Genomic DNA, 13,402 nt, shown 5'->3' with positions numbered 1-13,402 from the left:
TGTGGTAGGCGCGGGTCGCCGCCGGGGCCGTGCGGACCATCGCGACCAGCAGAGCGCTGCTGGCTTCCAGCACTTGCAGCAGCCCCTCCGGTCCCGCCGAGCGGTCGGCGTGCACGGCGTTCCTGGGGCCGCCGGGCCTGCGGCTCTCCCACACGAAGGGGACGTTGCCGGTCAGCGGAGGCGACTTCGGCCCCAGTTGGACGGCGTAGGCGAAGAGGTCGTCGCTGAGGTGTTCGACGGTCTCCCAGCAGTCCCAGTCGAGCGTGCCCGCCTTGGCCTCCCAGGCTTCGGCGGGCGCTTGGCGCAGCGTCGTCACGGCGAGGTCGACCGCGCGGGCGAGGTGGTCCGGGGTGACGGGGGAGCGGTCGCTGACCGTGTTGAGGTAGGTGCCGATGGCGTCGCGGTTCTTGGCGAGGCAGCGCACCCGGGAGTCCAGCTGGTCGTGCTCGCGGCGCAGGGTCTCCACCAGCTCCCGCGAGGCGTCGGCGACGCGGATCGAGCACGGGGTGTCCAGGCAGGGGAGGATCTGCTTGATGATTTTGGTGGGCACCCCGGCGTCGAGCAGGCCGCGGATCTGCACGACGCGGTCCACCAGGGCCTCTGAGTAGTCGCGGTAGCCGTTGGCCTCGCGCTCCGGGGAGAGCAGGCCCTGCTCCTCGTAGTACCGCAGCAGGCGCGTGGGCACCTGGGTGCGTTCGGCCAGCTCTCCGATCCGCACGGAACACCGCCTTCCGATCCGGGCTTTCCCTCACACTAGTGTGAAGGTTTCACCATGGCGACATGATTGACCGACCTCTCGCGACCCTCGCCGTGCTCTCGGTGGCCCAGTTCCTCATCGCACTGGACTACTCGATCATCTTCATCGCGTTGCCGAGCGTCGCGAGCGACCTGAGCCTGGAGCCCGCGTTGGCGCAGTGGGTCGTCAGCGCCTACGCCGTGCTGTTCGCGGGTTTCCTGGTCGTCGGCGGCCGCCTCACCGACCGCCTGGGCGCGAAGCCGCTGTTCGTGGCCGCCGTTGTCGGCTTCGGCCTGGCCAGTGCGGTCGGCGGGATCGCCGAGACCGGCGGCGTGCTGCTGGCCGCCCGTGGTGCCCAGGGCCTGGCCGCAGCCCTGCTGCAACCCGCCGTGCTCGGCCTGATCGGCACGACCTTCCCCGCGGGCACCGCCCGGGGGAGGGCGCTCGCGGTGTGGGGCTCGGTCGGCGCTTCCGGGCTGGCCGCCGGGGCCATCCTCGGCGGGCTGCTGACCGTCGTGTCGTGGCGGCTGACCTTCATGATCAATGTGCCGTTGACGCTGTTGTGCGCTGTGGGTGCGGCGTTGTGGTTCGGCGCCTCAGGGCAGCGGAGCGCGGAGCGGGTCCCTGTCGGCGCCGCGGCACTTGGCACGGGTGCGGTGCTCACCCTGGTGCTCGGTCTGACCCTCGCCGCGGAGCAGGGGTGGAGCGCGACGCCGACCGTGGCGAGTCTCGCGCTCGCGGTGGTGCTGTTTGTTGGCTTCGTCCGCAATGAGCGCATTTCGCGAACGGTGCTGATCGAACACGTCCTGCGCCGCACGGCGTCGTTGCGGGTCGGCGCGGTCGCGACGGCGCTCTACATGGCCAGTGTCGGGTCGGAGTTCTACCTGCTCACCCTGCTTCTGCAAGCGATGAAGGGCTACACGCCGTTGCAGGCGGGACTCGCGTTCCTCCCGCTCGCACTGATGGTCACGGCGGGCAACGTCGTCGCCGGGCGGAGCGTGAAGCGGTTCGGTGATCGCGCTGTGCTCGCCGCCGGGTTCGTGCTCGCGACGGTCGGACTGCTGTGGATCGCCCTTGCCCTGCGAGGAGATTCCTACGCTGTCGACCTGCTTCCCGGAATCTTGTTGAGCGGGTTCGGGCACGGCGCGATCTACACGTCGATGTTCGTGATCGGCACGCATGACGTGGCCGACGCGCACCAGGGCACGGCGGGCGCGTTGTTGACCACCTCGCAGTACCTCTCCGGCGCGCTGACCGTTGCCGTGCTGACGCTCGCGCTGGGCGCGTCGCCGGACTACGGGGACTTCCGAATCGCGTTCCTGATCACCACGGCTGCCGCGCTGGGCGGTGTCGTGCTCAGCGCGCGCCCCTTGACGAAGAGAGCCCTTGCGTAGCAACGCGCTGGGCGGGCCACGTCGATGCCTTGTGCAGCAACCACTCCAGCGGCCCTCTGCCGAGTAGCCGGCGCCACACGATCGCGAACACCGCTGTCCCCGCGACCAGCGCAAGCCACGGCAGGTAGGGGTGTTGCGCTGCCATGGAGGCGAGCTGCTCCGGGCCGATGGCCTTCAGCGCCAGCAGGTGCCCGACGTAGGCGGTCAGCGCGAGCGCCCCGACCGACGACAGCGGTGTGAGCAGGACGCGCAGGCGGTCGGCCCACACGCAGATCCCGATCACGGCGAGCGCCACTCCCGTGGCGCCGATGATCTCGAACGAGGTGCCGCTGTGCGCACCGGCCGTCAGCAGCCAGACGGGGTCGGTGGTCGGGACGGCCCCGTAGTTGGACTCCAGCACCACGTCCAGCACCTCGGGCGGCACGCCCGGCGGGAGGGTCGACTTCAGGTGCGCCAGCGCGCCGAAGGCGTTCATCGCCAACCACGACGCGCCGTAGCCCAGCACGGCGAGTGCCGCGCCGATTCGAACGAGCTGGCCGCGCACGGCGTGCAGGTCGAGCCTGCCCACCGCCATGCCGGCGAGGAGGAAAGGCAGCCAGGTCAGCACCGGGTAGGCGCCGGTGAGCAGCAGGCCGTGCAGCAGTGTCCACATGCCCTCGGCCGAGCTGAACGCGGAGAAATCCGGGTGGTAGCCGATCAGGTTGGTCTGGATCCCCTTCCGCAGGAAGAAGGAGAGCACCGGGCCGACGATGGCGAGCACGGTCGCGAACACCATCAACGTCGTGGCGCGCAGTCGCAGCAGCGCCGTCGAGATCAGGAAGAGCACGCCGTAGAAAGCGAGGATGACCATGGCAGGAACGTGCAGGCTGGTCAGTGCGAGCCCCAGCGCGAACAGCAGCACCGCGCGGATGGCGATGCGCAGCCGCGCTCGCTTCAGGCGCGGACCTTCGAAGGGATCGGTGCCGCCGCTGAGCAACGCGATCGACACCCCGGCGAGCACCGCGAACAGGGCAGCCGCGCGTCCCGACGCCAGGGTGTAGAGCCAAGTGCCTGGCACGGTGTGCGCGGCGAACATGCCGAACACCGCGAGCCCGCGAGCGACATCCAAGCCGATGATGCGAGCGGAGGTGGATCTCGCCTGCGTCGCCGTCGTGGTCACCTGATCCCTGGAGCTCATGTCGTCAACCTAGGTGGGCCGACGTCTGTGCGGATCGACCGAAGGTGCAGGGGCACGTACTACCTTCCGGTAATGGGTCCACAGTGGACATCGCCCCTGACGGCACTGAGCGACTCCGGGGTTGTCGGTGCGTCCATGCGTGGCGGCTCAGCCCGCGGCCATTGACAAAGCAGATTTTTACGTAAAAACTCTGTTGTGTGATGAGGGACGTCCTCTACCTGGAAGAGCTGGGGCAGGCCGAGGCGCTGCTCAAGCCCCAGCGCGTGGAGGTGCTCCGGCGGCTGGCCGAGCCGCGGACCTGCACCGAGCTCGCGCAGCTGCTGGGGCAGACCCCGCAACGGGTCTACTACCACGTGAAACGCCTGGTGGAGGCCGGCTTGGTCGCCCAGGTCGCCGAGCGCAGGGTCCGCGGCATCACCGAGGGCAGCTACCAGGCGACCGCGCGCTCCTACTGGCTCTCGCCCCGGCTGGTCGGCCGGATCGGCGGCAGCCGCGCCACGCGGGACGAGCTCGGCCTCGGGTACCTGCTCGACCTGATGGAGGAGGTGCAGGCCGACGTCGCCAGGCTCGACCCGGCGGCGCGCGAGCTGCCCTCGGTCGGGGTGTCCGGCGAGATCCGGGTTCGGCCGGAGCAGCGCCAGGAGTTCTTGGACGACCTCAGGTCCACGTTGCAGGAGCTGTTCACGCGCTACGGCGGGGCCGAGGGCGACGCCTTCAAGCTCGCCGTCGCCTGCTACCCCACGGAGGAGATCGATGAGTGACCCGATGGTCCACCGCGCCCGGCTGGAGGCGCCCGTCGCCGACGTGCGCCGCGCGCTCACCGACCCGGTGGCGCTGCGCGTCTGGCTGGCCGAGCACGCCGAGGTGGAGCTGCCGCACCGCTTCGAGTTCTGGGGCCGCCACACCCCCGACGGCGACGCGCCGCACCAGCGGCTGCTGCGCGCCGACGACACCACGCTGAGCTTCACCTGGACGCTGGACGACACCGAGACCGTCGTGACCATCGAGCTGGCCGCCGAGGGTGCGGACGCCACGCTGCTCACGTTGTCCCAGACGGATCTGCCCGGCTTCGCGGACATGGTCGCCGAGGTCGGCACGCTCAGCCTGATGCACACCTTCTGGGCGCTGGCCGTGGCGAACCTGGTCGAGTACCTGGAAGGCCGCGAGCTCACGCCGAAGTGCGACTTCACCTCGCCGGTGATGCGGGAGCAGGTGGTGATCGCCACCTCGCCGCGGGAGCTCTACGACTCCCTGATGGACCCCGAGGTGTTCGCGAAGTGGTTCGGCGCCAACATCGACGTCGAGCCGCGCGTCGGCGGCCGGTGGGCCATGGGCGGCTTCGAGTTGAACCACGAGCCCGCGCTGATCGTGGACCTGGAGCCGGGCAACCGGATGGCGATGGAGTGGCCGGGCGGCATGACCACCACCTGGGAGATGGCCGAGTCCGACGGCGTGACGCGGCTGACGTTCGTGCAGAGCGGCTTCGACGAGGGCAAGCCGCCGTACGGCGGGTGGATGGGCTGGTTGAGCGGGATCGCGGAGCTGCGCCGGTTCCATGAGGTGCCCGGCTGGCGCGCGTCCGCGCTCGCGGTGGAGCTGGAGGGCATGCCGGAAGGGTTGCTGAGCACCTGAGCGCCGCACGCAGGAACCGGATCGCGCTGCTGGTCGCGCTCGGCGCCGACAACTTCGGCTCGGGCCTGTTCCTGCCGCTCGCCCTGGTCTACGTCACCCAGGTGGTCGGTCTGCCCCTGGGCACCGCGGGCACGGTGGTGGCGCTGGGAACCGCGTTCGGCCTGCTGGTGCCTCCCGTCGCCGGCCGGTTCGTCGACCGGGTCGGCCCGCGGCCGGTTGTGATCACCTCGCAGCTGCTCCAAGCGGCCGGAGCCTTCGCGTACCTGGTGGCGGACGGAGTCGTGCTCGTCGTGCTGGCGGCGCTGCTGCTCGCCGCCGGGCAACAGCTGTTCTACAGCTCGTTGTTCGCGCTGATCGCCGACGTCGCGGGGTCGGAGTCGAAGGACCGCGCGTTCGCGGTGGTCGGCATGGTCCGCGCGGGCAGCTTCGGCGCCGGGGCGCTGGCGGCGGGCGGCCTGCTCACGGTCGCGGGTCCCTTCGGGTTCCAGGTGGCCGTGGCCGCCGACGCGGTGAGCTTCCTCGGCTGTGCGGTGCTGCTGGCCGCGTGGGTGCGGGTCGAGCACGTGCCACGGCACCAGGACTCGCCCGCTCTGGCGCGACTGCTGACCGACAGGCCGTACCTCGCGTTGATCGGGATCACCGGGCTCGTGGCGCTGTCCACGGACTTCTTCCTGGTCGGTGTCCCGGTCTACGCGATCGACCAGCTGTCCGGACCGTTGTGGCTGCCGGGCGCCGCTCTCGCGCTGCACACCGCGGTGACGAGCGTGGGCGGGACCGCCGCGTTGCGCGTCACCAACAGGTTCTCCCGCACCACCGCCATGGCGATCGGCGCCGGTCTCGTCGCGTTGTGGTGCGTCGTCAGCCTCGTGGCCGTGCTGCTTCCCCTGGAGTGGCGGCCGGGGGCCGTGCTGGCCTCCACGTCGGTGCTCTCCGTTGGCGGGCTGTTCTTCGCGGCGAGGGGGAACGCGATCGCGGTGGAGATCGCCCCGCAGGAGGTTCGAGGCCGCTACCTGGCCGCGTTCCAGTACGCGTACACCGTTCCGGGATTCGTCACCCCGGCGGTGGTGGGGTTGTTCTCGGTGTCGGTCTGGCTGCCTTGGATGATCGTCGCGGTGTGCTCAGCCGTTGCCGTGGTCGCGTTGCCCCGGCTGGCCAGGCGGCTGCCCGCCCACGCGCTCACAGCAGGATGACGCATCCCTTGCGCGCCAAGGCGTCGAACAGCCGGGGGTGTGGTTCGACGTCGTTCCACCGCAGGTCCAGCTTCTCCAGCGACGGCAGCCGCTCCAGCCAGTCCGGCAGCGCACGGAGCTGGTTGCCGCGCAGGTCGAGCTGCCGGAGCAGCGGAAGCCCGGCCAGCTGCTCCGGCACTTGGACGAGGGCGTTGTCACGCAGCTCCAGGTGACGCAGCTGGGTGAGGCCGGCGAAGGAGCCAGGCAGGCCGCTGATGCGGTTGCCGCGCAACCACAGCTCGCGGAGCCCGCCGAGGCGGCCGATGCTCTCCGGCAGCTCCGTGAGCTGGTTGTGCTGCGCGCGCAGCTCGATGAGCCCGCGCAGGTCGCCGAGGGAGTCAGCGAGCGCGGTCAGCCGGTTCTCGCCGACGTTCAGGTAACGCAGCTCGACCATGCGCCCCAACGACTCCGGCAGCTCCGTGAGGCAGTTGTCGTGCAGGTAGAGGAAGTCGGTGACGGTCGGCAACTCGTCCGGGAGCGTAGTCAGCCGGTTGTGGCCGAGGTCCAGGGTGCGCAGCCGCGACAGCTCCGCGATCCGGGGCGAGAGGTCGGTGAGATCGTTGTCGGCGAGGATCAGCACGTCGAGCCCCGTCCGCTGCCACACCGACTCCGGAACCGTGCCGAGCCGCTGCTTCCAGAGGTTCAGTGTCGTCGTCACGCGAACATCCTCCGGGCCGCCGCGCGGGCCTCATAACGGGAGCAGGCTGACCGTGTAGACGGCGCCTAGCGCCACCAGGATCGCGATGCTCGCGACGAACAGGTCGTGGTTGCTCTTTCCTCTCACCACGCCATGGTCGGCCCCGGTGAACGCCGCGCGCAGCGCACCAGAGGCGCCGCGACCGTAGACGAAAGTGGCTAGCGCCGTGCCCTTCACGTAGCCCCGTGGACCGACCCAGCTCTGCGATGCGCCGCGCGTGGACTGGCGTGGTCAAGTTTTCGCGTTTTGTAGGCTTAATGTCCGAGAGAGCGCTCTCATTTCGCATTAAGCCTACAAAACGCGAAAAGGGGCACGCGTGAGTGGGCTTCGGGGGGTGGAGGCGGGGGCGGGCTTCGGGGGTGGGGGGCGGGCTTCGAGGGGAGGGCGGGGGTTGGGACGCGACGCGCGTCGATGAGGGGGTCCCGCTGCTGGTGGGGTTACTGGTGTGTTGTCGTGGGGCGAGGTCGCGCGGCGGGGGAGTTCATAATCTGCGGGTGCTCATTGCTGCGGAGATCGTGGCGCTGGTGGTGACCGTTCTGCTGGTCACCGCGGCGGCGAGGAAGTTCGACTGGCCGGCGCCGTTGTGCCTGATCGGCGTCGGGGTGCTCGCCTCGTTCGTGCCCGGGGTGCCCGAGGTGCACCTGGAGCCCGAGGTGGTCCTGGTCGGCTTGCTGCCGCCGCTGCTCTACGCCACCGCGATCTCCACCTCGGTCAGCGACTTCCGGGCCAACCGGGGGCCGATCGCGCTGCTGTCGGTCGGGCTGGTCGTGTTCACCACGTTCGGGGTCGGGCTGGTCGCGTGGCTGGTGGTGCCCGGCCTGCCGCTGGCGGCGGCCATCGCGATCGGGGCGGTGATCGCGCCGCCGGACGCGGTGGCGGCGACCGCGGTGGCCCGGCGGGTGGGGATGCCCCGCACCATCGTGCGCATCCTGGAGGGCGAGAGCCTGGTCAACGACGCGGCGGCGCTGGTGGCGCTGCGGACCGCGATCGCGGCCATCGCCGGGTCGGTGAGCCTGTGGCAGGTCGGCGCGGACTTCCTGCTCGCGGCGGGCGGCGGGGTCCTGGTCGGGCTGCTCGTGGGGCTGGCGGCGTCGATGATCCGGGCGCGGCTGGAGGACTCGGTGACCGACACCGCGCTGTCCTTCGCCCTGCCGTTCATCGCCTACCTGCCCGCCGAGGCCATCCACGGCTCCGGGGTGCTCGCGGTGGTGCTCTGCGGGCTGATCATGGGGCACAAGGCGCCGAGCCTGCTGTCCGGGCCGTCCCGCCTCGCGAGCAGGCTGAACTGGCAGACCGTGCAGTTCCTGCTGGAGAACGTGGTCTTCCTGCTGATCGGGTTGCAGATCCGGCCGATCCTGAGCGATGTCGCCGAGAGCGGGCTGAGCGGGGCGGAGCTCGTGGGCATCTGCGCCGCCGTGTTCGCGGCCACGGTCGTGACCCGGGTGGTGTGGACGTTCGCGATCGCGGTGGTGCGGCGGCTGTTCCGGCTGCGGGCGTGGCGCTGGGGCTACACGACAGTTGTCGCCTGGGCGGGGATGCGCGGCGTGGTCACGCTGGCCGCCGCGTTCGTGCTGCCGCAGGACACCCCACAGCGGCCCGTGCTGCTGCTGGCCGCTTTCGTCGTCGTGGCGGGCACGCTGGTGCTCCAGGGCACGACGTTGCCGACGCTGGTGCGGCGGCTGCGGCTGCCCGCGCCCGACCCCGCCGAGGACGCGTTGCAGCGCGCCGCGCTGCTCCAGGACATGACAAGGGCCGCGCTGTGCAGGCTGGACGAGATCACCGGCCCGGACGACCCGCCGGAGGTGGTCGACCGCCTGCGCGACCGGGTGCGGCACCGCGCCGACTCGGCGTGGGAGCGGCTGGGCAGGCAGGGCGCGCTCGCGGAGACGCCGAGCGAGGCGTACCTGCGGTTGCGGATGGAGATGCTCGCCGCCGAACGCGACGTGTTCCTGCGCGCCAGGGACGAGGGCCGGGTCGACGACTCGGTGCTGCGCTCGGTGCTGGAGACCCTCGACATCGAGGAGTCGATGCTCGACCAGGCCGCCGACGAGGGCGAGGTCGTCGAGGGTGAGCTGCGCACGCCCACCGCGACCGCCGGATCGTGCAAGCACCTGACTCGCAAACGCGCACCAGTCGTGCCGAGCTCGGAGAACACCTGCGAGGAGTGCGTCGCTGAAGGACAGACCTGGGTTCACCTGCGGATGTGCCTCTCGTGCGGGCATGTCGCGTGCTGCGACTCCTCGGTCGGCAAGCACGCGACGGCGCACTTCCGCGACACGCTGCACCCGGTGATGCGCAGCCACGAGCCCGGCGAGACCTGGCGCTGGTGTTTCGTGGACAAACAACTCGGTTGAGCCCCCGGCCCGCATGAGCACCACTCCTGTGGTGGCGTTGACGAAGGCGACCTGCGCTGAAGCCTTGTCCCGAGCCGAGGTGCACCGGTCATCGCGATGGGGTACGCAGAGGGCATGGACCCGGTGTGGGCACTGCGCCAGATCGCCTTCCACCTCGAACGCGCCGACGAACCGACGTACCGCGTGCACGCGTTCCGGCGGGCCGCCGCGGTGGTGGCCGGGCTCGCGCCGGAGGACCTTCGCGAGCGCGTCCGGCGCGGCAGCCTCACCGACCTGCCCGGCATCGGGGCCACCACAGCCGGGGTGGTCACCGAGGCGGTCGCCGGGCGCGAGCCGGAGTACCTGACCAAGCTGCTCGCCCGCGCCGCGCCCGTGGCGACCGGCGGCGAGGAGCTGCTGGCCGCGCTGCGCGGGGACTGCCACACCCACTCCGACTGGTCCGACGGCGGCAGCTCGCCGCGCGAGATGGCCGAGGCCGCGCGGGACCTGGGCCGCGAGTGGATCGCGTTGACCGACCACTCGCCGAACCTGCGGGTGGCCAACGGCCTCAGCGCCCGGCGGCTGCGGGCGCAGCTGGACGCGGTTGCGGAGATCAACGCGGAGCTGGCGCCGTTCCGCGTGCTGACCGGGATCGAGGTGGACATCCTCGGCGACGGCTCGCTGGACCAGGAGGAGGACCTGCTCGCGTCGCTGGACGTGGTGGTGGCCAGCGTGCACTCCGCGCTGCGCATGCCGAAGGCGGCGATGACCGGGCGGATGCTGGCCGCCGTCGCCAACCCGCACGTGGACGTGCTCGGCCACTGCACCGGCAGGTTGCGGGTCGGCAGGAAGCGGCCGGAGTCGGAGTTCGACGCCGACGCGGTGTTCGCGGCCTGCGCCGAGCACGGCGTGGCCGTGGAGGTCAACTCCCGGCCGGAGCGGCTCGACCCGCCGATGCGGCTGCTGCGGCTGGCCGCCGACGCGGGGTGCGAGTTCGCCATCGACAGCGACGCGCACGCGCCGGGGCAGCTCGACTGGCTCGGCCACGGCTGCGCCCGCGCGCAGGCGTGCGGCATCACCGAGGATCGCGTGATCAACGCCCGCCCGGCGGACCAGGTCGGCTCATGACGCCGGGCGGCTGACCGAGCTGTCCTCAAAGGACTGTCGTTGTGGTGGCAACAAGTGTTGGCGCTCAACGACATTCTCGCTTCACCTCTTCGTGAAACTCGCTCGGGTGAAAAAACGATCATCGCGCGGCCCGCTGGGCGGGGGTCGTGCGATCCTCGACGCCTCATCGGCTCCCGCGCTCGTGGGTGATCCGTCCCCCGCGCTGTGGAGCTGCCAGAACGTGCACGTCGCTGTCACCGACCTCGTCGGCAACATCCTCGGCGAGCGCGAGCGCGCCGCACGACGCGCGGTGTCCAGCTCGACCACGACCGCCTGTGGACGCCGCACGTGCGGCCCAGCGCAGCAGCGAAGGAGCGCAAGCCCACGATGACCGTGCAGATCACTGACACGAACCACGGGCACTTCCCGGCGGCCGAGCCCGCGCCGGAGCCGACGGTCCAGGCACCGTCCGCGCCGAGTCCGTCCACCGTGGACGGATCGTGGTTCGCGATGATCGACAACGCTCAGCGGCACGCGGCCGAGGCGCACGCCGCCTGCCAGCGCATGCTGATCGACAGCCACCTGGCGTTCCTGCGGATGACCGAGACGTCCTTCGCCGCGATGCTCGGCATGCCCACCGGCGCGGGCGCCGCCGCGCCGCACGTCCCGGTGCCCCAGGCAGCCCCCGCACCGGACCCCGCGCCGGTCGAGCCCCAGGCCGCCACCGCTCTGGACGTCCCGGTGCCGGAGGCGGAGCCCGAGCACGACGAGCTCCACTCGGCCGCGCAGGAGCAGGAGGACGAGCCGCTCCCGCTCGACGCGGTCGCCACGACCCCGGTGGAGCTGGAGGTCCCGGCTCCCGGCGAGGTGGTGGAGGATGAGCGCGTCGAGCTGACCCGGCTCGCCGTGCGGACCGTGCCGACCCCCGCGCCCGGCCTCGCCATGGCCGCACTGGGTACCGGGCCGATCGCGGTGACCGAGGACGGGGCGGGCGTCGCCGGGAAGGTCGCGGAGAAGCTCACCGCCAACGGGGTCACCGCGACCGTGGTGACCGAGGTTCCCGCCACCGCCCGCGGTGTCGTCTTCCTCGGTGGCCTCGCCGAGGTCGGCTCGCCCGAGGACGGGGCGCAGGTGCGGCGGGACGCCTTCCACGTGGCGCGGTCGGTCGCCGAGCGCCTCACCACCGACGGCGGCGTCTTCGTGACCGTGCAGGACACCGGCGGTGACTTCGGGCTCAGCGGCGCGGAGCCGGAGCGCGCGTGGCTCGGTGGCATCGCCGCACTCGCCAGGACCGCCGCGAAGGAGTGGCCCGACGCCTCGGTCAAGGCCATCGACTGCGAACGCGGCGGGCGTGACGCGGAGGAGGTGGCCGACGCCATCGTCGCGGAGCTGCTCACCGGTGGTCCCGCCGCCGAGGTGGGGCTGCGCGCGGACGGCACCCGCAACACGACGCGGGCGGTGCCCGTCGCGGTGTCCGAGGAGCCGGACCGGAGTGTCCACATCGGACCCGATTCGGTCATCGTCGCGACCGGGGGAGCGCGCGGCATCACCGCCGCCGCCCTGGCCGACCTGGCGCGGACCCACCAGCCCCGGATCGTGCTGCTCGGCCGCACCGAACTCGTCGCGGAGCCCGAAGGGCTGTCGTCGGCCACCGACGAGGCCGCGCTCACCCAGGCGTTGGCGGAGCGCGCGGAGGTGGCCGCGCCCGCCGCGCTCACGGCGCACGCCCGCCGGATCCTGGCGACCCGGGAGGTCCGCGCCACGCTGGCGGAGCTGAAGCGCGCGGGGTCGCCCGCCATGTACGTGCCCGTTGACGTGCGTCACACCGAGTCGCTGGCCTCCGCGCTGGCCGGGGTGCGCGCCGAATGGGGTCCGGTCACCGGCATCGTGCACGGCGCCGGAGTGCTGGCGGAGGAGCTGATCGCCAACAAGACCGACGAGGAGTTCGACGAGGTGCTCGACACCAAGGTCGGCGGTCTGCGCGCGCTGCTCACGGCAACGCGGGCCGACCCGCTTGAGGTGATCTGCCTGTTCTCCTCGGTGGCCTCGGTGTTCGGCGATGTCGGGCGCGGCGACGACGCCATGGCGAACGAGGTGCTCAACCACGTCGCCTCCGCCGAGCGGGCGCGTCGGCCGCACTGCCTGGTCCGTTCCATCGCGTGGGGTCCGTGGAGCGGCGGGGCGGGTCCCCGGGACGAGGCGATCCCCACCGAACTGGGCGCCGCGGCCTTCACCGCGGAGCTGCGCGACCCCGGGGCCGACACCAGGATCGTGGTGGCCGCGGGCTCCGATCTGGAGTCGATGGCCGCACGGGAGCGGCCACGGTCGGCCGAGGTGCGGGTCAGCTCGCGCACCCATCCCTACCTCGTCGACCACGACGTGGCCGGGGTCGCGGTGCTGCCGGTCGCGATGGTGCTGGACTGGTTCGTCGGCGCCGCCGCCGCGTGGCGCCCGGCCGCGAAAGGCGTTGTGCTGCGCGATCTGCGGGTGTTCAACAAGATCGTGCTGCCGCGCCTGGGCAACGGCGGTCACCGGCTCGCCGTGCACGGCAGCGGCGCGCCGGGCGGGCTGAGCGCGGAGCTGCGGTGCGAGGACGGGCTGCCCCGGTTCCGGGCCGAGCTGGACACCGAGCCGAGCGAGCCCCGGTCGGACTGGACGGTTCCCGCCGGACCGGCCCGTTCGGAGGTCTACGACGGCGGGCTGCTGTGCCACGGCCCCGGGTTCCAGGCGATCCAGACCCTTCACGGCGTCTCCCCGGAGGGCGCGGAGGCGACCGTGACCGGGGTGGGGGAGCTGGGCTGGCAGGGCGAGACCTGGCAGCTCGACCCGGCCGCGGTGGACGGCGGGTTGCAGGTGGCGGCGGTCTGGGCGGAGAGCGTGCTCGGCCACGCGTCGCTGCCGATGGGGGTCGCGGAGTGCCGGGTGCACCGGCGCGGCCGGATCGAGGACACCGCGCGGTGCGTTGTCAAGGCAGGCAAGGTCAACGACACCGGAGCGCGCTGCGACCTCGCGCTGATCGACCCGGACGGTTCGCCGAGGGTCGAGCTGTTCGGCGTGGAACTCGTCCGCCGCCCCGACTGAGCCCGAAACTGAGGAC

Annotated in this window: 10 protein-coding genes and 1 pseudogene; 7 read left to right on the top strand and 4 right to left on the bottom strand. The window is 71.9% G+C overall.

The genetic code is table 11. From position 1 onward, the window contains the following. Positions 1 to 349: 349 nt before the first annotated feature. Positions 350 to 718 (bottom strand): annotated as a pseudogene (locus tag ACFFQA_RS04470) (MerR family transcriptional regulator); the annotation flags it as partial. A gap of 62 nt (positions 719 to 780) precedes the next feature. Between ACFFQA_RS04470 and ACFFQA_RS04465 the strand changes: the two are divergent. After that, entirely contained in the window at positions 781 to 2,130 is a 1,350-nt protein-coding gene (locus tag ACFFQA_RS04465; protein WP_377850315.1) for an MFS transporter, read from the top strand. Here ACFFQA_RS04465 and ACFFQA_RS04460 read toward each other — a convergent pair. Continuing rightward, positions 2,093 to 3,307 carry a DUF418 domain-containing protein gene (locus ACFFQA_RS04460; RefSeq protein ID WP_377850314.1) on the bottom strand — a complete coding sequence of 405 codons (1,215 nt, stop codon included), beginning with the start codon at positions 3,305 to 3,307 and terminating at the stop codon, positions 2,093 to 2,095. The genes ACFFQA_RS04465 and ACFFQA_RS04460 overlap by 38 nt on opposite strands. A 200-nt stretch (positions 3,308 to 3,507) precedes the next feature. Between ACFFQA_RS04460 and ACFFQA_RS04455 the strand changes: the two genes are divergently transcribed. The 3 genes from ACFFQA_RS04455 to ACFFQA_RS04445 are packed head-to-tail and all read left to right on the top strand — an operon-like array spanning position 3,508 to position 6,129. Then, positions 3,508 to 4,068: a helix-turn-helix domain-containing protein gene (locus ACFFQA_RS04455; protein WP_377850313.1), complete on the top strand. Its 561-nt coding sequence runs from the start codon at positions 3,508 to 3,510 to the stop codon at positions 4,066 to 4,068. Beyond that, positions 4,061 to 4,939 (top strand): SRPBCC family protein, encoded by an 879-nt coding sequence (locus ACFFQA_RS04450; protein ID WP_377850312.1) that lies wholly within the window; start codon positions 4,061 to 4,063, stop codon positions 4,937 to 4,939. Before ACFFQA_RS04455 ends, ACFFQA_RS04450 begins: the two co-directional genes overlap by 8 nt. After that, complete coding sequence (locus ACFFQA_RS04445; protein WP_377850347.1) at positions 4,936 to 6,129, top strand: MFS transporter; 1,194 nt, start codon at positions 4,936 to 4,938, stop codon at positions 6,127 to 6,129. The genes ACFFQA_RS04450 and ACFFQA_RS04445 overlap by 4 nt, the downstream gene beginning before the upstream one ends. On the opposite strand, the gene ACFFQA_RS04440 is transcribed toward ACFFQA_RS04445, so the two are convergent. Both ACFFQA_RS04440 and ACFFQA_RS04435 read right to left on the bottom strand, forming a co-directional pair. Continuing rightward, positions 6,116 to 6,826: a leucine-rich repeat domain-containing protein gene (locus ACFFQA_RS04440; protein ID WP_377850311.1), complete on the bottom strand. Its 711-nt coding sequence runs from the start codon at positions 6,824 to 6,826 to the stop codon at positions 6,116 to 6,118. The genes ACFFQA_RS04445 and ACFFQA_RS04440 overlap by 14 nt on opposite strands. 30 nt (positions 6,827 to 6,856) lie before the next feature. Continuing rightward, a complete protein-coding gene (locus ACFFQA_RS04435; protein ID WP_377850310.1) occupies positions 6,857 to 7,042 on the bottom strand; it encodes a hypothetical protein in 186 nt (61 codons plus the stop codon). 317 nt (positions 7,043 to 7,359) lie between these two features. On the opposite strand from ACFFQA_RS04435, the gene ACFFQA_RS04430 reads away from it, so the two are divergent. From ACFFQA_RS04430 to ACFFQA_RS04420, 3 genes are all read left to right on the top strand, one after another. After that, on the top strand, positions 7,360 to 9,219 hold the full coding sequence (locus tag ACFFQA_RS04430) for a Na+/H+ antiporter (protein ID WP_377850309.1): 1,860 nt from the start codon (positions 7,360 to 7,362) through the stop codon (positions 9,217 to 9,219). A 114-nt stretch (positions 9,220 to 9,333) separates the two neighbouring features. Then, complete coding sequence (locus ACFFQA_RS04425; RefSeq protein ID WP_377850346.1) at positions 9,334 to 10,326, top strand: PHP domain-containing protein; 993 nt, start codon at positions 9,334 to 9,336, stop codon at positions 10,324 to 10,326. A gap of 366 nt (positions 10,327 to 10,692) precedes the next feature. Then, the gene (locus tag ACFFQA_RS04420) at positions 10,693 to 13,386 is read left to right on the top strand and encodes an SDR family oxidoreductase (RefSeq protein ID WP_377850308.1); all 2,694 of its coding nucleotides are present in this window, start codon (positions 10,693 to 10,695) and stop codon (positions 13,384 to 13,386) included. Positions 13,387 to 13,402: the final 16 nt, after the last annotated feature.

It is taken from the genome of Allokutzneria oryzae (genome assembly GCF_042429765.1).
Classification (GTDB): Bacteria; Actinomycetota; Actinomycetes; order Mycobacteriales; family Pseudonocardiaceae; genus Allokutzneria; species Allokutzneria oryzae.
This window is presented reverse-complemented; position numbering and strand designations above follow the sequence as displayed.

Bases quoted from the DNA above. Each gene is read 5' to 3' on its own strand.
- ACFFQA_RS04465 (WP_377850315.1), top strand. From the start codon at position 781: ATGATTGACCGACCTCTCGCGACCCTCGCCGTGCTCTCGGTGGCCCAG.
- ACFFQA_RS04460 (WP_377850314.1), bottom strand. From the start codon at position 3,307: ATGAGCTCCAGGGATCAGGTGACCACGACGGCGACGCAGGCGAGATCC.
- ACFFQA_RS04455 (WP_377850313.1), top strand. From the start codon at position 3,508: ATGAGGGACGTCCTCTACCTGGAAGAGCTGGGGCAGGCCGAGGCGCTG.
- ACFFQA_RS04450 (WP_377850312.1), top strand. From the start codon at position 4,061: ATGAGTGACCCGATGGTCCACCGCGCCCGGCTGGAGGCGCCCGTCGCC.
- ACFFQA_RS04425 (WP_377850346.1), top strand. From the start codon at position 9,334: ATGGACCCGGTGTGGGCACTGCGCCAGATCGCCTTCCACCTCGAACGC.
- ACFFQA_RS04420 (WP_377850308.1), top strand. From the start codon at position 10,693: ATGACCGTGCAGATCACTGACACGAACCACGGGCACTTCCCGGCGGCC.